17 protein-coding genes and 2 pseudogenes are annotated in these 17,898 nt (G+C 63.6%); 14 read left to right on the forward strand and 5 right to left on the reverse strand.

What is annotated here, in order from left to right; all coding sequences use genetic code 11:
- Positions 1-61: 61 nt before the first annotated feature.
- The 5 genes from C2U37_RS10500 to hslR all read right to left on the reverse strand — a co-directional run bounded on the left by C2U37_RS10500 (position 62) and on the right by hslR (position 5,899).
- Positions 62-1,864 (reverse strand): aminopeptidase P family protein, encoded by a 1,803-nt coding sequence (locus tag C2U37_RS10500; protein WP_045522080.1) that lies wholly within the window; start codon positions 1,862-1,864, stop codon positions 62-64.
- A gap of 33 nt (positions 1,865-1,897) precedes the next feature.
- The gene (locus C2U37_RS10505) at positions 1,898-2,563 is read right to left on the reverse strand and encodes a GntR family transcriptional regulator (protein WP_029314822.1); all 666 of its coding nucleotides are present in this window, start codon (positions 2,561-2,563) and stop codon (positions 1,898-1,900) included.
- Between the two features lie 173 nt (positions 2,564-2,736).
- A complete protein-coding gene (gene pckA / locus C2U37_RS10510) occupies positions 2,737-4,362 on the reverse strand; it encodes a phosphoenolpyruvate carboxykinase (ATP) (RefSeq protein WP_010675730.1) in 1,626 nt (541 codons plus the stop codon).
- A 149-nt stretch (positions 4,363-4,511) separates the two neighbouring features.
- Positions 4,512-5,396: an Hsp33 family molecular chaperone HslO gene (gene hslO, locus C2U37_RS10515; RefSeq protein ID WP_182951373.1), complete on the reverse strand. Its 885-nt coding sequence runs from the start codon at positions 5,394-5,396 to the stop codon at positions 4,512-4,514.
- Positions 5,397-5,500: 104 nt separating this feature from the next.
- Positions 5,501-5,899, reverse strand: a complete 399-nt coding sequence (hslR, locus tag C2U37_RS10520) for a ribosome-associated heat shock protein Hsp15 (protein WP_103259513.1) — start codon at positions 5,897-5,899, stop codon at positions 5,501-5,503.
- A gap of 216 nt (positions 5,900-6,115) precedes the next feature.
- Here hslR and exeC point away from each other — a divergent pair, with 216 nt between their 5' ends.
- From exeC to exeN, 14 genes and pseudogenes are all read left to right on the forward strand, one after another.
- Complete coding sequence (gene exeC / locus C2U37_RS10525; RefSeq protein WP_372587280.1) at positions 6,116-6,964, forward strand: GspC family type II secretion system variant ExeC; 849 nt, start codon at positions 6,116-6,118, stop codon at positions 6,962-6,964.
- Between the two features lie 21 nt (positions 6,965-6,985).
- Positions 6,986-9,040, forward strand: a complete 2,055-nt coding sequence (exeD, locus tag C2U37_RS10530) for a GspD family T2SS secretin variant ExeD (RefSeq protein ID WP_010675726.1) — start codon at positions 6,986-6,988, stop codon at positions 9,038-9,040.
- Positions 9,040-10,545 (forward strand): GspE family T2SS ATPase variant ExeE, encoded by a 1,506-nt coding sequence (exeE, locus tag C2U37_RS10535; RefSeq protein ID WP_041211720.1) that lies wholly within the window; start codon positions 9,040-9,042, stop codon positions 10,543-10,545. The genes exeD and exeE overlap by 1 nt, the downstream gene beginning before the upstream one ends.
- Position 10,546: 1 nt before the next feature.
- A complete protein-coding gene (gene exeF, locus C2U37_RS10540; protein WP_039040588.1) occupies positions 10,547-11,767 on the forward strand; it encodes a GspF family T2SS innner membrane protein variant ExeF in 1,221 nt (406 codons plus the stop codon).
- Between the two features lie 189 nt (positions 11,768-11,956).
- A complete protein-coding gene (exeG, locus tag C2U37_RS10545; protein ID WP_010675723.1) occupies positions 11,957-12,388 on the forward strand; it encodes a GspG family T2SS major pseudopilin variant ExeG in 432 nt (143 codons plus the stop codon).
- A gap of 47 nt (positions 12,389-12,435) precedes the next feature.
- Positions 12,436-12,999 carry a GspH family T2SS minor pseudopilin variant ExeH gene (exeH, locus tag C2U37_RS10550; protein WP_010675722.1) on the forward strand — a complete coding sequence of 188 codons (564 nt, stop codon included), beginning with the start codon at positions 12,436-12,438 and terminating at the stop codon, positions 12,997-12,999.
- A gap of 74 nt (positions 13,000-13,073) precedes the next feature.
- Positions 13,074-13,418 carry a GspI family T2SS minor pseudopilin variant ExeI gene (gene exeI / locus C2U37_RS10555; protein WP_010675721.1) on the forward strand — a complete coding sequence of 115 codons (345 nt, stop codon included), beginning with the start codon at positions 13,074-13,076 and terminating at the stop codon, positions 13,416-13,418.
- Between the two features lie 44 nt (positions 13,419-13,462).
- Positions 13,463-14,104 (forward strand): GspJ family T2SS minor pseudopilin variant ExeJ, encoded by a 642-nt coding sequence (gene exeJ / locus C2U37_RS10560; RefSeq protein ID WP_103858238.1) that lies wholly within the window; start codon positions 13,463-13,465, stop codon positions 14,102-14,104.
- Positions 14,105-14,129: 25 nt separating this feature from the next.
- Positions 14,130-14,204 (forward strand): annotated as a pseudogene (locus C2U37_RS25355) (type II secretion system protein GspJ); the annotation flags it as partial.
- Positions 14,205-14,229: 25 nt separating this feature from the next.
- A pseudogene (locus tag C2U37_RS10565) lies at positions 14,230-14,304 on the forward strand (type II secretion system protein GspJ); the annotation flags it as partial.
- A complete protein-coding gene (exeK, locus tag C2U37_RS10570; RefSeq protein ID WP_104452241.1) occupies positions 14,294-15,319 on the forward strand; it encodes a GspK family T2SS minor pseudopilin variant ExeK in 1,026 nt (341 codons plus the stop codon). The pseudogene C2U37_RS10565 and the gene exeK, both read left to right, overlap by 11 nt.
- A gap of 113 nt (positions 15,320-15,432) precedes the next feature.
- Positions 15,433-16,617: a GspL family type II secretion system protein ExeL gene (gene exeL, locus C2U37_RS10575; RefSeq protein ID WP_081331954.1), complete on the forward strand. Its 1,185-nt coding sequence runs from the start codon at positions 15,433-15,435 to the stop codon at positions 16,615-16,617.
- The gene (exeM, locus tag C2U37_RS10580; protein ID WP_104452242.1) at positions 16,614-17,105 is read left to right on the forward strand and encodes a GspM family type II secretion system protein ExeM; all 492 of its coding nucleotides are present in this window, start codon (positions 16,614-16,616) and stop codon (positions 17,103-17,105) included. The genes exeL and exeM overlap by 4 nt, the downstream gene beginning before the upstream one ends.
- Positions 17,102-17,860: a GspN family type II secretion system protein ExeN gene (gene exeN, locus C2U37_RS10585; protein WP_104452243.1), complete on the forward strand. Its 759-nt coding sequence runs from the start codon at positions 17,102-17,104 to the stop codon at positions 17,858-17,860. Before exeM ends, exeN begins: the two co-directional genes overlap by 4 nt.
- Positions 17,861-17,898: the final 38 nt, after the last annotated feature.

Genomic DNA, 17,898 nt, shown 5'->3' on the forward strand with positions numbered 1-17,898 from the left:
GCAAGGGGGGCATTTGTGGCATGTCGCAGATAAAGAAACAGGGCCCGCAGGCCCTGTGTCATCAGAGGAGGCTGGTTGCCTGCTCCAGCCAGGCGAGATCCTCGCCCTCCAGCAGCGGACTCAGACGGCGGTAGACCTCCGCATGGTATTCGTTGATCCAGCGGAACTCCGCCGGGCTCAGCAGGCTGCGATCGATGAGGCGGATGTCGAACGGCACATAGGTCAGTCGCTCGAAGCCCAGCATCGGCAGCTCGCCACGGGCCTCCTGTTCGGTCACCACCACCAGGTTTTCACAGCGGATGCCGAAGGCATCTTCCCGGTAGTAGCCCGGCTCGTTGGAGAGCACCATGCCCGGCTGCAGGGCCACCAGGCTGCCCTTGGGGGCGATGCGCTGCGGGCCTTCGTGCACGCTGAGGAAGTGGCCGACCCCGTGGCCGGTGCCATGGTCGTAGTTGTAGCCGGCCTGCCACAGGGGCATGCGGGCCAGCACGTCGAGCTGGATGCCGGCTGTACCGCGGGGGAAGCGGGCCTGATCCAGGGCAATATGACCCTGCAGCACCCGGGTAAACATGGCCCTGTGCTCGTCGGTCACCTCACCCACCTTGACGGTGCGGGTGATGTCGGTGGTGCCGTCCAGGTACTGGGCGCCGGAGTCCACCAGATAGATGCTGTCCTGGCCGAAGGCCCGCGGGGTACCGTTAGTGTGGCGGTAGTGGCACATGGCGGCGTTGGGGCCGAGTGCCGAGATGGTGTCGAAGCTCGGCTCCACATAGTGCTCCTGCTCGTGGCGGAAGGCTTCCAGCTGGTCGGCCAGGGTGCCTTCGTCCACACCGTCGAACTCGCCGCTGGCGATCAGGCGATCCAGCCAGGCCAGGAAGCGGGTGACGGCAACGCCGTCGCGCAGGTGGGCGGCACGCATGCCGGCCAGCTCCACGGGGTTCTTGCACGCCTTGGGCAGCATGGTGGGATCCTGGCCGGCCACCAGAATGGCGCCTGCCTCTTCCATCACGAGCTGGGTCCAGGCGTTGGCGGTGTTGGGGTCGGCCAGCACCTTCTGCTGATCCTCGCCGATGCGCTGCAACACGTCACCCAGCTTGTCGATGGGGTAGACGGAGACATCCTGCCCCACGTGCTGACTGAAGGCGAAGCAGTCGATCTTGTCGGTATCGACGAAGAAATCCATGGTGGTGTTGGCGTAGAGCACCGCAAAGCCCAGCACCACCGGCAGGCGTTCCACGTCGCGACCACGCAGGTTGAGCAGCCAGTTGATGGGCTCGGCCTGGGTCAGCAGCACCGCATCCAGCCCGCGCTTGCGCAGATCGCTGGCCAGCATTTCGCGCTTGGCCTGGCTGGACTGGCCCGCCAGCTCCTCGCTGTAGAGGATGACAGGGCTCTTGGTCGGAGCGGGACGATCGCTCCAGTGCAGATCGATGGGGTTCTCGTCGATGCGCACCAGCTCGATGCCGTGATCGGCCAGCACGGCGTTGGCGTTCTGATACCAGGCCAGGCTGTGCAGGCGGGCATCGAAACCGACCCGGGAGCCTGAGGGCAACTGCTCCGCCAGCCACTGCACGTGGGGGTCTTCATTGAGGTGGAGAAACTCGAACAGCTCGGCCGGCGCCTGCATGCGCGCCTGCACGGTATAACGACCGTCGATGAACAGGGCCGCCCGATGCGCCATGATGATGGCGAGCCCGGCGGAGCCGTTGAAACCCGTGATCCAGTCCAGCCGCTCGGCATAGGCGGGAATGTACTCCCCCAGATGCTCGTCGTCGTGGGGAACGATGAAGGCGTCCAGCTCCAGCGTGGCCAGTGTGGCCCTGACCTGGGCGACGCGGGTTTCAATAATCTCGAAATGGTTCATGTCGTTATTGCCAGCTTGTGGTGATGTGAGTGTTCATTGATGGTGGCCGCTTGCCAGGATCTGTCTGATCGACTGGCCTGCCGCCTCGATGTGTTGCTTGAGCAGTACCACTGCTTCGTGCTTGCGCCGGGCGCGGCACAGTTCAAGGAGTCGGGCGTGCTCCCGCTCGGCCTTGTCCACGCCGCCCTGGGCGAACAGCAGTTCGAAACGCACATAGCGGTCGCAGCTCAGATTGATCTGGGCGATCAGTTCCAGTGCCTGGGGACGATTGGCGGCCTGGTAGAGGGTGGCGTGAAAGCGGTGATTCAACTCGGCCCAGTGTTCGATCTGGGTGCCAGACTCCAGCGCCAGATCAAACTGGGCGAGGATGGCTTGCGCCTGGGCGAAGGTCTCCTCCGTCATCAGGTCGACGGCGTGGAACAGGGTATCGGCTTCGAGCAGTGCCCGCAAATAAAAGAGCTCCTCGATGGCCGAGGCATCCAGCATGGTCACCACGGCGCCGCGATGGGCCTCGAACTTCACCAGCCCCTGCGCTTCCAGTTGCATCAGGGCTTCACGTACCGGGATACGGCTCACCGCCAGCTCCTTGGCGATGGCGTCCTGGCGCAGGGGGGCGCCCGCTGCAAACTCGCCACGCAATATCCGGCCGCGGAGGTTCTCCATCACCATCTGGGTTCGGGTCTTGTAAGGTGGGGTCATGCTGGGGTCACGGGCAGGTTGCAAAATTGTATATTGTATAAAGTTTGGCTGAATCTAACGCGCAAGGGCCGTCAAGGCAAGGCTTGGCGGGAGTCATATGCCGCGCATCGGCCAAAAAAATACCGGCCAGCAGGGCTGACCGGTACGGGATTGCGAGACGCGAGGCGCGTTTCTTACAACTGCGGGCCCGCCGCGACCAGGCGTTTGCCTTCGTCGTTGTCGGTGAAGCGCTCGAAGTTCTTGATGAAGCGCCCGGCCAGATCGGCCGCCTTGGCATCCCACTCTGCCTGGTCGGCGTAAGTGTCTCGCGGATCCAGGATGGCGGGGTTGACGCCCGGCAGCTCGGTCGGCACTTCCAGATTGAACACCGGCAGTACCTTGGTCGGCGCCTTCTCGATGGAACCATCCAGGATGGCGTCGATGATGCCACGGGTATCCTTGATGGAGATCCGCTTGCCGGTGCCGTTCCAGCCGGTGTTGACCAGATAGGCTTCAGCCCCTGCCGCTTCCATCCGTTTCACCAGCTCCTGGCCGTACTTGGTCGGGTGCAGGCTGAGGAAAGCCGCGCCGAAGCAGGAGGAGAAGGTCGGGGTCGGCTCTGTGATGCCGCGCTCGGTACCGGCCAGCTTGGCGGTGAAGCCGGACAGGAAGTGGTACTTGGTCTGCTCCTTGGTCAGCTTGGCGACCGGGGGCAGCACACCGAAGGCGTCTGCGGTCAGGAAGATCACCTTGGTGGCGTGACCCGCCTTGGAGACCGGCTTGACGATGTTGTCGATGTGATAGATGGGGTAGGAGACCCGGGTATTCTCGGTGCGGGAACCATCGTCGAAGTCGATGGTGCCATCGGCAGCCACGGTCACGTTCTCCAGCAGCGCATCGCGGCGGATGGCGTGGTAGATGTCCGGCTCGGCCTCTTCGGAGAGCTTGATGGTCTTGGCGTAGCAGCCCCCTTCGAAGTTGAACACGCCGTGATCATCCCAGCCGTGCTCGTCATCGCCGATCAGCTGACGCTTGGGATCGGTGGAGAGGGTGGTCTTGCCGGTGCCGGAGAGGCCGAAGAAGATGGCCACGTCCCCATCCTTGCCCACGTTGGCGGAGCAGTGCATGGAGGCGATGCCGCGCAGGGGCAGGAAGTAGTTCATCATGGAGAACATGCCCTTCTTCATCTCGCCACCGTACCAGGTGCCGCCGATGAGTTGCATCTTCTCGGTCATGTTGAAGGCGACGAAGTTCTCGGAGTTGAGACCCTGCTCCTTCCAGTTCGGGTTGGTGCACTTGGCACCGTTCATCACCACGAAGTCCGGTTTGAAGGTCTTCAGCTCCTCTTCGCTCGGGCGGATGAACATGTTCTTCACGAAGTGCGCCTGCCAGGCCACCTCGGTGATGATGCGCACAGCCAGGCGGGTGTCCGGGTTGGCGCCGCAGAAGCCGTCCACCACGAACAGACGCTTGCCGGAGAGCTGTTTGGTGACCAGCCCTTTCAGATGTGACCACACTTCCGGGGTAATCGCCTTGTTATCGTTTTTACCCTGGTCAGACCACCACACAGTATCCTGGGTAGTGGCATCTTTGACGATATATTTATCTTTAGGGGAGCGGCCGGTGAAGATGCCGGTGTTGACATTGACGGCGCCAAGCTCGGTGACGACGCCACGTTCGAAGCCCTCAAGGTCTGAGCGGGTCTCTTCAGCGAAAAGCTGCTCATAGGAGGGGTTGCGAACGATTTCCTGGCTGTTTTTGATACCGTATTGGTCCAGCTTCAGTTGTTGGGCCAGGGTGGGTTCTACCACGATTGTCATTGTATTCTCCTGGGTTCAGAGGTGTGTAGGGTTCTATCTGACGTTCATGCTACCACCTAGGTGGTAGTTTTTAGCGATCGCCATCAAACTTTATAAAATAGGGTATTTTTTTGTTATTTAAGTTAAAGGCGGGTTTTGCCCGCCTTTGATTAGTGTAACTGGTTTGCATCATTACCGGGAGCCCTGCTGAACAGGGTTTCGATGTCTATCCCGTCGAATTCGTAGTGGGCGCCGCAGTAATCGCAGTGCATGTCGATCTTGCCGAGCTCCTGCACCATGGATACCGCTTCCTCCTTGTCTATCTGCAGCAAGGCCCCTTCGCAACGGGCGCGGGAGCAGGTGCAGCGGAACTCGATGGCCTGGGGATCGAACACCCGTACCTTGTCCTGGTGGTAGAGGCGGTAGAGGATCTCTTCCGCGTCCAGACCGAACAGCTCTTCGTCCTTGATGGTGGTGGTGAGCTGGACCAGGTGGTCGAAATCGTCGCTGTGATCCTCGCTCTGGGCCGGCAGCTCCTGCAGCAGGATGCCCGCCGCACGGGGCTCGCCCTCGTGGTGGCCGGTGCGGATCCAGAGGCGGGTGGCCAGTTGTTCGGACTGGGCGAAGTAGTGCTCCAGGCAGGCCGCCAGGGTGTCGGCCTCCAGGGCGATGATGCCCTGATAGCGCTCTCCCTGATCCGGGGTGATGGTGATGACCAGATGGCCGTTGCCGATCAGGCTTTGCAGCTTGCCGTCCGTCGGCAGCTCCCCTTCATAGCGTGCCACGCCGCGCAATTGCTGGTTGTTGTCGCCGTTGATGACGGCCAGACGTACCGGACCGTCCCCCTGCAGCTGCACCGTGATGGAGCCTTCGAACTTGAGGGTGGCGGTCAGCAGGCTGGTGGCAACCAGCAGCTCGCCCAGCAGGTGCTGCACCTGTACCGGGTAGTTCTGGGCGTCGATGATGTGGCGGTAGGTACGATCCAGCTGGACCAGCTCCCCACGCACTTCGTACTCTTCGAACAGATAGCGATACAGGAGGTCTTGGTTACTCATCATGGTTTCCTAGGATGTTCTTGGGGGAAAATAAACACATTGTTAAACAGGTGGTTAGGAACTAATTCCTCCACCTGTCGTCATAAAGGGGCCACAGACGCGGATTAGGATTGCTTGACCCGGATAAGCTGGCGTCGCTCCTGCTTGTCAGGTCGGCGCTCCGGGCTTGGGGCAAACTGGCTGTTGAAGCGGCGGGCTTCGCTGTTTTCGGCCCGTTTCTTCAGGCTGGCCTCTGTCTCTTCATAGAGTTGCTGGGCCAGCGGGGCGGATTTGCGCTGCTCGCTCACCTCGAGCACCCGCACCTCCCGCTCGTCCTGGCCTTGCCAGAATCGCACCAGGGCGCCGACCTCGACCGCCTTGCCCGGCTTGGTGCGCTGGCCGTTGTAGTGCACCTTGCCGCCGTCGATCTGATCCCGCGCCAGACAGCGGGTCTTGTAAAAGCGGGCGGCCCACAGCCACTTGTCGAGACGGACCTGAGTGCTGCTTTGTGCTGGATTCGACATGGATCGGCTCCGGGATGGCTGAAAAGGTGCCTGATTATACCAGAGGCGGGCCCCGGGATAGAAACAGGGGGCATCCGGGTGTGACGGAAACTGAATTTTCACCCCTTGGTCCCATCCGGTCGGTTGTCTCTGGGTCCATTGCCGTACACAATAGCCAACCGACTTGGATGCCAGACAATTTTGAGAAAGATGACGCTACCGTTCAGGGATGATTTGTTGACTTCCCTTCTGGCTCGCTGCAAGGCCATGCCACTTTCCCGTTTCAGCCAGCCCCTGTTCTGGCTTCTGCTGCTGTTGCTGGCCCAGCAGTGTGCCGTGCTCACCTGGCGCCTGTACGAACTGGCCCAGCCCGCTCCCCTGACCCCCTGGCAACCCTCGGTCACCTCGGTGCAGGGGAGTGGCGGCGATCGCCTCGATCTTGGCAACCTCAGCCGCCTCTCTCTCTTTGGCAAGGCGCTGCAACCCCAGGCGGACAAGGCGGCAGAGACGGTGGCGGCGGATGCCCCGAAAACCCAGCTCAATGCCCAGCTCAACGGGGTGCTGGCAAGCTCGGATCCCGCCAAGTCCATCGCCATCATCGCCCACAACGGGACACAGAACTCTTACGGCATCGGGGACTACATCGACGGTACCCAGGCCAGGATACGCCAGGTGTTTGCCGATCGGGTCATCATCGCCCGGGACGGCCGTGACGAGACCCTGATGCTGGACGGGGAAGAGTATGGCAAGCCCCTGCCCAAACCGGCCCGCCAGGAGGGGCTCTCCTCCGTGCGCAGCGAACTGCTGGGCAACCCGGGCAAGATCACCGATTACCTCAATATTTCTCCGGTCCGGGTGGACGGTCGCATGACCGGCTATCGCCTCAACCCGGGTCGCAATCCGGAACTGTTCAATCAACTCGGACTGGTCGCCAACGATCTGGCGGTCAGCATCAACGGCCTGGATCTGCGTGACAACGCCCAGGCTATGCAGGCGATGCAGCAGGTGGCGGGCGCCACGGAAATGACCGTCACCGTCGAGCGGCAAGGACAGCTCTACGACGTCTATGTCGGCTTGTCAGAATAATGAATTGGAGTAGCACCAAGAATGACAAATAAAGGGAAGGGCTGGCGTCTGGCCACCATGGCGGCAGCCTTGATGATGGCCGGTTCTGCCTGGGCCACCGAGTATTCCGCCAGTTTCAAGAACGCCGACATCGAGGAGTTCATCAACACGGTCGGCAAGAACCTGAACAAAACCATCATCATAGAGCCATCGGTACGCGGCAAGATCAACGTGCGCAGCTATGACCTGCTCAACGAGGATCAGTACTACCAGTTCTTCCTGAGCGTGCTCGACGTTTACGGCTTTGCCGTGGTGCCCATGAACAACGGCGTGCTCAAGGTAGTGCGCTCCAAGGATGCCAAGACCTCGGCCATCCCCGTGGTGGATGACACCAACCCCGGCGTGGGTGACGAGATGGTGACCCGGGTCGTGCCGGTGCGCAATGTCTCGGTCCGTGAACTGGCCCCCCTGCTGCGTCAGCTCAACGACAACGCCGGCGGCGGCAACGTGGTCCACTACGAGCCCTCCAACGTGCTGCTCATCACTGGCCGCGCCGCTGTCGTCAACCGCCTGGTGGAGGTGGTTCGCCGGGTGGACAAGGCGGGGGATCAGGACATGGACGTCATCAAGCTCAAGTTCGCCTCCGCCGGCGAGATGGTGCGGCTGGTGACCAACCTCAACAAGGATGGCAGCAATCAGGGGGCCAACGCCTCGCTGCTGCTTTCCCCCAAGGTGGTGGCCGACGAGCGCACCAACTCCGTGGTCATCAGCGGCGAGCCCAAGGCCCGTGCCCGCATCATCCAGATGGTGCGCCAGCTCGACCGGGATCTGCAGAGCCAGGGCAACACCCGGGTCTTCTACCTGAAATATGGCAAGGCCAAGGATCTGGTGGACGTCCTCAAGGGGGTCAGCTCCAGCATCGCCGCCGACAAGAAGGGCGGGGCGGCTGCCACGGCCACGGGCGGCGCCAGCATCGGCGGCGGCCAGCTCGCCATCTCCGCCGACGAGACCACCAATGCCCTGGTGATCACCGCCCAGCCGGACGTGATGGCCGAGCTGGAGCAGGTCATCGCCAAGCTCGACATTCGTCGTGCCCAGGTGCTGGTGGAGGCCATCATCGTCGAGATATCGGATGGTGACGGCATGAACCTCGGGGTGCAGTGGGCCAACACCAATGGCGGCGGCACCCAGTTCACCGACACCGGTCTGCCCATCGGCTCCTTGGCCATCGCCGCCAAGGATTACAAAGACAACGGCAACACCGACGGCCTGTCATCCCTGGCGGGCAGCTTCAGCGGCATGGCGGCAGGCTTCTATCACGGAGACTGGGCGGCGCTGGTGACGGCGCTCTCCACCAACAGCAAGAACGACATCCTCTCCACCCCGAGCATCGTCACCATGGACAACAAGGAGGCCTCCTTCAACGTCGGTCAGGAAGTGCCGGTGCAGAGCGGCTCCCAGAGCTCCACCACCAGCGATCAGGTGTTCAACACCATAGAGCGCAAGACGGTGGGGACCAAGCTGGTGGTGACGCCCCAGATCAACGAAGGAGATTCCGTGCTGCTCAACATCGAGCAGGAGGTCTCCAGCGTGGCACAGAAGCAGGCGACCGGGACCGCCAACCTGGGCCCCACCTTCGATACCCGCACCGTGAAGAACGCCGTGCTGGTCAAGAGCGGCGAGACAGTGGTGCTGGGCGGCCTGATGGACGAACAGACCCAGGAGCAGATCTCCAAGGTGCCCCTGCTCGGGGATATTCCGGTGCTGGGCTACCTGTTCCGTTCCTCCAAGACCTCCACCGCCAAGCGCAACCTGATGGTCTTCATCCGCCCGACCATATTGCGTGACGCCAATGTCTACTCCGGGGTCTCCAGCAACAAGTACACCCTGTTCAGGGCCGAACAGCTGAGCCGGGCTGCGGAAGAGGGCTATGCCACCTCGCCGGCTCGCCAGGTGCTGCCCGCCTATGGCCAGGACGTGATGATGTCCCCCGAGGTGCAGCAGCAGATCCAGAGAATGCAGGCCCAGCAGCAGGCGACCGCCACCGGCGTGCGCGCCCAGGTGCAGGAGCAGCCCTTCGTGCAGAGCAAGCCCTGATGGCCGCCTACCAGCTCGATGGCAGCGAGCTGCCGGCTCCCCTGCCGGAACTGCCGTTCGCGTTTGCCCGCAACTTCGGGGCCATCCTGACCGAGCGCCAGGGTGCCCCGGTGCTGCTCTGTCGTCAGGGGATCTCCCCCCAGACCCTGCTGGAGGTGCGACGGGTGGCGGGCTGTGCCTTCGCGGTGGAGCAGCTTGGCAACGACGAGTTCGAGACGCTCCTGATGGCCCACTATCAGCGTGACTCCTCTGAGGCGCGTCAGCTGATGGAGGATCTCGGCAACGAGATGGACTTCTTTGCCCTGGCCGAGGAGCTGCCCCAGAGCGAGGATCTGCTGGATGCCGACGACGATGCCCCCATCATTCGCCTCATCAATGCCATGTTGAGCGAGGCGATAAAAGAAGAGGCGTCCGACATCCACATCGAGACCTTCGAGCGGGCCCTGGTGATCCGTTTTCGCATCGATGGGGTGCTGCGGGAGATCCTGCGCCCCCATCGCAAGCTCGCCTCCCTGCTGGTGTCGCGCATCAAGGTCATGTCGCGCATGGACATCGCCGAGAAGCGGGTGCCCCAGGATGGCCGCATCTCACTGCGCATCGGCGGCCGGGCGGTGGATGTGCGGGTCTCCACCATGCCCTCCAGCTACGGCGAGCGGGTGGTATTGCGACTGCTCGACAAGAACAACGTGCGCCTCGAGCTCAAGCAGCTCGGCATGACACTGGCCAACCGCAACATCATCAGCGAACTCATTCGCAAGCCCCACGGCATCATCCTGGTGACGGGCCCGACCGGTTCGGGCAAGTCCACCACCCTTTATGCGGCCCTCTCGGAGATCAACTCCCGGGATCGCAACATCCTGACCGTCGAAGACCCCATCGAATATGACCTCGAAGGGGTGGGCCAGACCCAGGTCAACAGCAAGGTGGACATGACCTTCGCCCGGGGCCTGCGCGCCATTCTGCGTCAGGATCCGGACGTGGTGATGGTGGGGGAAATCCGTGACCTCGAGACCGCCCAGATCGCGGTGCAGGCATCCCTCACCGGTCACCTGGTGATGTCGACCCTGCACACCAACACCGCCATCGGCGCCATCACCCGGATGCGGGACATGGGGATCGAGCCCTTCCTGCTCTCCTCGTCGCTCCTGGCGGTACTGGCCCAGCGGCTGGTGCGCACCCTCTGCCCGGATTGCCGCGCACCGCACCCTGTCACCGAGCAGGAGCGTCTGGCCATGGGCATCGAGCTTGCGCCGGATCAGCAGATCTGGCGTCCGGTGGGCTGCGAGCAGTGCAACCACACCGGCTATCGCGGCCGGACCGGCATCCACGAGCTGGTGGTGGTGGACGAGGCGGTGCGCGAGGCGATCCACAGCGCCAGCGGCGAGCTCGCCATCGAGCGGCTGATCCGGGGTCACACCCCCAGCATCCGCCGCGACGGCATCGACAAGGTGCTCAAGGGGCAGACCAGCCTCGAAGAGGTGCTGCGCGTGACCCGGGAAGACTGAGATGGCGGCATTTGAATACAAGGCCCTCGACGGCAAGGGGCGCAACAAGAGCGGCGTGCTGGAAGGGGATTCCGCCCGCCAGGTGCGCCAGCTGCTGCGCGAGCAGGGGCTGACCCCCCTCGAGGTGAACGAGACCACCGAGAAGGCCAAACGGGAGGCGAACCGCTTCGTGCTGTTTCGCCGTGGTGCCTCCACCGCAGAACTGGCCCTCATCACCCGCCAGCTGGCGACTCTGGTGGGGGCCGGTCTCACCATCGAAGAGGCCCTCAAGGCGGTCGCCGAGCAGTGCGAGAAGGCCCACCTGCGCAGCCTGGTGGCGACGGTGCGCAGCAAGGTGGTGGAGGGGTATTCCCTGGCCGATTCGCTGGGGGCCTTCCCCCATGTGTTCGACCAGCTGTTCCGCTCCATGGTGGCGGCCGGCGAGAAGTCCGGTCACCTGGAGAAGGTGCTCAACCGTCTCGCCGATTACACCGAGCAGCGCCAGCACATGCGCACCAAGCTGCTGCAGGCGATGATCTATCCCATCGTCCTCACCCTGGTGGCGGTGGGGGTCATCTCCATACTGCTCACCGCCGTGGTGCCCAAGGTGGTGGCCCAGTTCGAACACATGGGCCAGCAACTGCCGGGCACCACCCGCTTCCTCATCGGCACCAGCGAGCTGTTGCAGCACTACGGCCTCTGGTTCCTGCTGCTCCTTGGCATTGGCGGCCTGATCTGGCGCTGGTGGCTGACCGACGACAAGCGTCGTCGTCGCTGGCACCAGGTGATACTGCGCCTGCCGGTGATCGGTCGGGTCAGCCGCGGTCTCAACACCGCCCGCTTTGCCCGCACCCTGAGCATCCTCAACGCCAGCGCCGTCCCCCTGCTGGAGGGAATGAAGATCGCCGGCGAAGTGCTCTCCAACGACTATGCCCGCATGCGCATCGGTGAGGCCACCGAACGGGTGCGGGAGGGGACCAGCCTGCGCAAGTCGCTGGATGAAACCAGAATTTTTCCGCCCATGATGCTGCACATGATCGCCTCGGGCGAGCAGAGCGGCGAGCTCGACAGCATGCTGGAGCGGGCGGCGGACAACCAGGACAGGGAGTTCGAAACCCAGGTGAACATCGCCCTCGGGGTGTTCGAGCCCATGCTGGTGGTCTCCATGGCCGGGGTGGTGCTGTTTATCGTGATGTCGATCCTGCAGCCAATCCTAGAGCTCAACAACATGGTGAATCTGTGAGGCTGGCGTGCGTGTGACATCGGTCGATCCCGCGGTCAACTCGCGCGAGCTCAACAATATGGTGAATCTGTGAGGGTCGGGTGCCCGAATAGGCTTCGCCATTCGAACCTGCAAATTCAATCGAACGATCGTGGTTTAACAGTTAATCGTTGATGGCTCATGCCATCTCATTTCGTTAGGGAGTCAGTCATGCAAAAGCGTCGTCAATCGGGTTTTACCCTGCTGGAAGTGATGGTGGTCATCGTGATCCTGGGGATCCTGGCCAGCCTGGTGGTGCCCAACCTGATGGGCAACAAGGAGAAGGCGGATCAGCAAAAAGCGGTCTCCGACATAGTGGCGCTGGAAAACGCCCTCGACATGTACAAGCTGGACAACAACCGCTACCCCACCACCGAGCAGGGGCTGGACGCTCTGGTCAACAAGCCGACCGCATCCCCTGAGCCGCGCAGCTACCGTGAAGGGGGCTACATCAAGCGCCTGCCGCAGGATCCCTGGGGCAACCAGTACCAGCTGCTGAGCCCGGGCCAGTTCGGCAAGATCGACATCTTCTCCATGGGGATGGACGGCGAAGCCGGGACCGATGACGACATCGGCAACTGGAACCTGAAGGACTTCCAATAAGTGATTCCGCCGCGTCGTGCTCACTGCGCCCCCCCGGGGCTGCCTGCATGAAGGTGGCCTCTTCTGCCCGTCACCAGGCCGGTTTTACCCTGCTGGAAGTGTTGCTGGTCGCCATGTTGATGGGACTGGTGGCGACCGCCGTCACCCTCAGCATGGGGGGCGCCAGGGGGGATCGGGAGCTCGACAAGCAGGCGCGCCGCTTCATGGCGACCCTGCAGCAGGCCCAGGAGTATTCGGTCATGGATGGCAGGCTGCTGGGGCTGCGGGTCGAGGAGAACGGCTGGCAGTTTATGTCCCGGGATCCCAAGGATCGCAAGTGGCGCGCCCTGACCGGTGACAAGCTGCTGGGGCCGGTGACGTTGCCGGAGGGGATGACCCTGGCGGTGGAGCTGGAAGGTTTCAACTGGCGCACTGCGTCGGACGAACGCCAGGAGCAGGGTCGGGACGAGCGTGAGCGGACACCCCAGATCCTGGTCTTTCCGGGGGGAGAGCTCTCTCCCTTCGTGCTGACCCTGAGCCAGCAGGACGAGGATCTGCATTACCTGCGCACCGTCAGAGGGGACGAGTTCGGTCGTCTCTCCCTGTTGCAGGATGAAGAGGAAGAAGAGTGAGGAGCGCCAGGCCCGCAGGGGGCGCTCTAGCGCGTCGCACCGCTCTGTCGGGCGGACACGCCCGGGTGCGCGGCATGACGCTGCTGGAGGTGATGGTGGCCCTGGCTGTGTTTGCCATCGCCGGGCTGGCGGTGATGAAGACCGCGAGCGAACACCTGGCCGGCCTCAATTATCTGGAGCAGAAGACCCTGGCGACCTGGGTGGTGGAGAATCAGCTGGTGCAGCAGAAGCTCGAAGGCAAGTGGCCGGGAGACAGCTGGGTGGAAGGGGACGAGGAGATGGCCGGGCAGACCTGGTACTGGCGCTATCGCGGCGTCGCCACGGCGGACAGCAACTTCAGGGCGCTGGACATGGAAGTGCGCACTGCGCCCAAGGCCGACAGCCCGGTGGCCATGATCCGGACCTATCTCAGCCGATGAACATTCATCAACGTGCGTCCATGATCCGGAGCCGGTGTCAGCCGATGATCCAGAGCAACCCCCGCCCATCGCGCCACCGCGGCTTTACCCTGCTTGAGATGCTGGTGGCCATTGCCATCTTCGCCACCCTGAGCCTGGGGGCCTATCAGGTGCTGCAAGGGGTGCTGACCAGCGACGAGGTGGCCAAGCGCAAGGAGGCCCGCCTTTCGGAACTGCAGCTCGCCTTCAGCCTGCTGGAGCGGGACGTCACCCAGATGGTGCCGCGCAGCGGTCGCATCGACGGCGAAAACAACAAGGTGCTGCTGGCGGCGTCCCGCTTCGGCCAGCAGAGCGACGACTGGGGCATGGCCTTCATTCGCGGCGGCTGGCTCAATCCGGACGGCATACTGCCGCGCTCCGGCCTGCAACGAGTGGGTTGGCGTCTCAAGGGGCAGACCCTGGAGCGGTTGAGCTACCTCTATCCGGATCCGGCCATTGGCACCGAGCCGCGCATTCAGCCCGTGCTGACCGGCGTGACGGCGCTGCGCCTCTATTTCTACGACAAGGGACAGTGGAAGGAAGAGTGGACCCAACGCGACCTGCTGCCCTACGGGCTGGCGGTGGAGCTGGAGCTTGAAGACTACGGCACCATCCGTCGCCAGTTCCTGATCGGAGCCGGTGGTCAGAGGGCAGAGAATGGTAACTGATCGTCGTTTTCCCCTGTCTATCACGGAGGATGACGGCACTATTCGACGCCGCCAGTTCCTGATCGGAGCCGGTGGTCAGAGGGCAGAGAATGGTAACTGATCGTCGTTCTCCCCTGTCCGTCACGGAGGATGACGGCACTATTCGACGTCGCCAGTTCCTGATCGGTGCTGGTGGCCAGAGGGCGGACAATGGCAATTAAGCGCGGCCGGGGCCGATCCCGCACTACACTGGGCCGCCAGGGGGGCATGGCGCTGCTGGTGGTGCTGCTCATCCTCGCGGTGATGGTGATCGTCGCCAGCAACATGAGTGGCCGCCTGCAACTGGAGCTGCGCCGCACCGCCAACCTCACCCTGGGCAAGCAGGCCTGGTGGTATGCCATGTCGGCGGAGGCTCTGGTGATCAAGGTGCTGAACCAGGACTTCAAGGACGACCCGGATCGGGTGAGTCTGGGACAGAACTGGGCGCGGGAGGACGGGGTCTTCCCGGTGGAGGATGGCACTCTCTCGGGCCGGGTGCGGGATCTGCAATCCTGCTTCAACCTCAACAGCCTGAGCGTGCCCCTCAAGGAGGGGGAGAACGGCGACGATCTCGAGGCCCAGCCTTACCAGTTCAAGGTGTTCCGGGCCCTGCTCGCCCAGCTCGAGGTGGATGATTACGAAGCGGTGCAGCTGACGGACGCCATCCGCGACTGGACCGACAAGGATACCCAGCTGGTCTCGAGCAACGGGGCCGAGGATGCCTACTACGAGGGACTCAATCCCCCCTACCTGGTGGCTAACCAGCGGATGCTGGGCACCGACGAATTGCGGGCGGTGCGCGGGGTGAGCGCCAGCCTGTACGCCCGGTTGGCCCCCTATGTGTGCTCCCTGCCCAATGACAAGCTGGTGGTGAACATCAACACCATCCGGCCGGAGCAGGCGGCCCTGCTGGTGGGGCTCTACCAGGGGAAGATCGGGCTGGACGATGCCAAGCGGGTGCTGACCAGCCGCCCCAAGAAGGGGTGGAAGAACAAGCAGGAGATGACGGAGCAGTTGCAGGTTCAGCCGGGTGCCATCACCGGGCTGGATGGCGCCCTGGACATCAAGAGCAGCTTCTTCGAGGCCCGCCTGCTGGCGGAGGTGGGGGAGACCCGCGCCAGGCTTGAGACCGTCTTCCAGCGTGGCAAGGACAACAAGCTGGTGATGCTGCGTCGCCTGAGCGGCGGCGCCGAATAACAAGGGGGCGTGGGGCGGTTTCAGCTGCCCTGCGCATCCCCCGATTGGACTGCAACCCATGGCTGTGCGCCCGCCCCCCTGAGGGAGGAGCGGGCATGGCAGGAGAGACATTAGTGAGCGAGAGTCTGGTCATCCGTCTGGGGACCAATGCGCAGCAGCCAGTGCACTGGCTGGTCTGGTCGGCGCAGGAGCAGGAGATCATCGCCTCCGGCATCCTGGCCTCGGCGCACGCCCTCGGCGAGCTGCAGGAGCGTGCCGGTGGTCGCCCCGTGGTGACCCTGGTGCCCGGCAGCGATCTTATCTTCCGGCGGGTCAATCTGCCGGGCAAATACAGCCGCCAGAGTGCGGCGGCCCTGCCCTATCTGCTGGAGGAGCAGATCGCCTCAGACGTGGACGATCTGCACCTGGTGGTGCTCGGCCATCAGGGCCGCGAGGTGGATCTGATGGCGGTGGACAAGGGGAAGATGCACTCCTGGCTCGGCTGGCTGGAGCAGGCAGGGCTCAAGACCCTGCACCTGCTGCCCGACGTGCTGGCACTGCCGCTCGTCGCCGATGGCTGGTCAGCCCTGCAGCTGGGGGAGGAGTGGCTGGTCCGTCAGGGCCCCCGTCAGGGCATAGTGGCGGAGGAATCCCTGCTGGCCATGCTGCTGGCAGCGCAGACCGAACCCGTCACCCTGCACTGCCATACTCCCATCCCCGCCATGGCGGCGGGCAACTGGCAGGGGGCTGACCCGGAACTGCCCATGCTGTTGCTGGCGAAAGGGGCGTTGACCTGCCAGGCCAACCTGTTGCAGGGGCCCTATCGTCCCCAGACCGAATACGCCCGCTACTGGTTGCAGTGGCGCAAGGTGGCGGTGCTGGCAGGCGTATTGTTGCTGGTGGCCCTGGTGCAGCGCGGTGTGCATCTGCACCAGCTGGCGGAACAGGACAAGGCCCTCAAGGCGGAGATCCGGCAGGTCTACACCCGGATCTTCCCGGGGGAGACGCGCATCGTCAACGTGCGCAGCCAGATGACCCAGCACCTCCAGCAGTTGGGGCAGGCTCCCCAGGATGGCGTCCTGTTGCTCCTGACCGAGCTGGCCCCGGTGTTTGCCGAGGTGCCCGGCCTCAAGCCCGAAGTGCTGCGCTTCGATGCAGCCCGGGGCGAGCTGAGGTTGCAGGTGACGGCCCCCGGCTTCACCGAGATCGAACGTTTCCGCGAGCTGGCGGGCAAGCGCTTCGAGGTGCAGCAGGGTGAGGTGCGAAGCACCGAAGGCAAGGTCGAAGGGGCGCTGGTGCTCAAGGGGAGGTCGTCATGATGGACAAACTGCAGAGCTGGTGGCGCGGCATCAGTGCCCGCGAGCAGCGGCTGGTGGCGGTGGGGGGCAGCGTACTGCTCATCTGGCTCTTCTACTGGGCGATCTGGCAGCCGGTGGCAAATCGCATTGCCGAGCGCGAGCGGCAGGTGGTGAACCAGCAGCAGACCCTGGCCTGGCTCAAGGAGAAGGGACAGGAGGTGCTGGCGATGCAGGGGGGACAGGGGCGCCAGATCGATACCGGCGGTACCCTGGACGGCGTGGTGAACCGCACCGCCTTCAACCAGAAGATCAAGATTGCCCGCTTGCAGCCCCAGGGTCAGGAGCTGCAGGTATGGATAGACACTGTGCCGTTCGATGATCTGCTGATCTGGCTTGCGACCCTCTCGGATCAATACGGCGTCCAGGTGCAGATCATCGAGCTGGCCCGCGAGGGGCTGGCCCCCGGGCTGGTCAAGGTCAGACGTTTGCAGTTGAGTCGTTCCCAATGAAGCGAAAAATAGTGATCGCCAGTCTCTTCCTGCTGGCCTATCTCGGTTTCCTGCTGGCCCAGTTGCCTGCATCCCTGGTGGTGCGTCATCTGCCGCTGCCCCCCAATCTGGTGCGGCTGGAGGGGGTGAGTGGCACCCTCTGGAGCGGTCAGGCCGCCCGGGTGCAATATGCCAGCGAGTCCCTCACCCAGTTGCGCTGGGATCTCGATGGCTGGTCCCTGCTGCGGCTGGCGCCCGAGGCGTCGGTGCGCTTTGGCGAGCGCAGCGGGCTCAACGGGCAGGGGATCCTGGGTTGGAACGGTGCTGCTTTCGGGCGCGACATCACCCTGAATGCGCCGGCCCCCTGGGTGCTGGAGCGGGTGCCGATGAGACCCCCCTTCCCGTTGACGGCGGCGGGTCAGTTGCAGCTCAAGATCGATCAGTTTGCCCAGGGCACTCCCTGGTGCGACAACCTTTACGGGGATCTCCACTGGTATGACGCACAGGCGGACACCCCGGCGGGCAAGCTGGCCCTGGGGGATCCCGAGATCACGCTCACCTGTCTCGACTCCCGGCTGGTGGCCGAGATCAAGCAGGGCTCGGAGGCGGTGCAGGTGCTGGGCAAGCTGGAGTTGCAGGCCAATCGCCAGTACCTGTTCCAGGGCACCCTGAAACCGGGTCCCGAGCTGCCGGACCAGATGAAACAGGGGCTCCCCTTCCTCGGCCAGCCCGATGGGCAGGGGCGCTTCCCGCTGCGTTATCAGGGCCGCATCTGACGGCGTTGCCCATGGTTTGAACCACCCCGCCCCGGCGG

Source organism: Aeromonas sp. ASNIH1 (genome assembly GCF_002934285.1).
Classification (GTDB): domain Bacteria; phylum Pseudomonadota; class Gammaproteobacteria; order Enterobacterales; family Aeromonadaceae; genus Aeromonas; species Aeromonas caviae.

What these genes read in the sequence shown, in the direction of transcription:
- exeJ (WP_103858238.1), top strand. Translation starts at nt 13,463, where the DNA reads ATGATCCAGAGCAACCCCCGCCCATCGCGCCACCGCGGCTTTACCCTG.
- pckA (WP_010675730.1), bottom strand. Translation starts at nt 4,362, where the DNA reads ATGACAATCGTGGTAGAACCCACCCTGGCCCAACAACTGAAGCTGGAC.
- exeF (WP_039040588.1), top strand. Translation starts at nt 10,547, where the DNA reads ATGGCGGCATTTGAATACAAGGCCCTCGACGGCAAGGGGCGCAACAAG.
- exeK (WP_104452241.1), top strand. Translation starts at nt 14,294, where the DNA reads ATGGCAATTAAGCGCGGCCGGGGCCGATCCCGCACTACACTGGGCCGC.
- C2U37_RS10505 (WP_029314822.1), bottom strand. Translation starts at nt 2,563, where the DNA reads ATGACCCCACCTTACAAGACCCGAACCCAGATGGTGATGGAGAACCTC.
- exeE (WP_041211720.1), top strand. Translation starts at nt 9,040, where the DNA reads ATGGCCGCCTACCAGCTCGATGGCAGCGAGCTGCCGGCTCCCCTGCCG.
- exeH (WP_010675722.1), top strand. Translation starts at nt 12,436, where the DNA reads ATGAAGGTGGCCTCTTCTGCCCGTCACCAGGCCGGTTTTACCCTGCTG.
- exeG (WP_010675723.1), top strand. Translation starts at nt 11,957, where the DNA reads ATGCAAAAGCGTCGTCAATCGGGTTTTACCCTGCTGGAAGTGATGGTG.
- hslO (WP_182951373.1), bottom strand. Translation starts at nt 5,396, where the DNA reads ATGAGTAACCAAGACCTCCTGTATCGCTATCTGTTCGAAGAGTACGAA.
- exeN (WP_104452243.1), top strand. Translation starts at nt 17,102, where the DNA reads ATGAAGCGAAAAATAGTGATCGCCAGTCTCTTCCTGCTGGCCTATCTC.
- C2U37_RS10500 (WP_045522080.1), bottom strand. Translation starts at nt 1,864, where the DNA reads ATGAACCATTTCGAGATTATTGAAACCCGCGTCGCCCAGGTCAGGGCC.
- exeD (WP_010675726.1), top strand. Translation starts at nt 6,986, where the DNA reads ATGACAAATAAAGGGAAGGGCTGGCGTCTGGCCACCATGGCGGCAGCC.
- exeM (WP_104452242.1), top strand. Translation starts at nt 16,614, where the DNA reads ATGATGGACAAACTGCAGAGCTGGTGGCGCGGCATCAGTGCCCGCGAG.
- hslR (WP_103259513.1), bottom strand. Translation starts at nt 5,899, where the DNA reads ATGTCGAATCCAGCACAAAGCAGCACTCAGGTCCGTCTCGACAAGTGG.
- exeI (WP_010675721.1), top strand. Translation starts at nt 13,074, where the DNA reads ATGACGCTGCTGGAGGTGATGGTGGCCCTGGCTGTGTTTGCCATCGCC.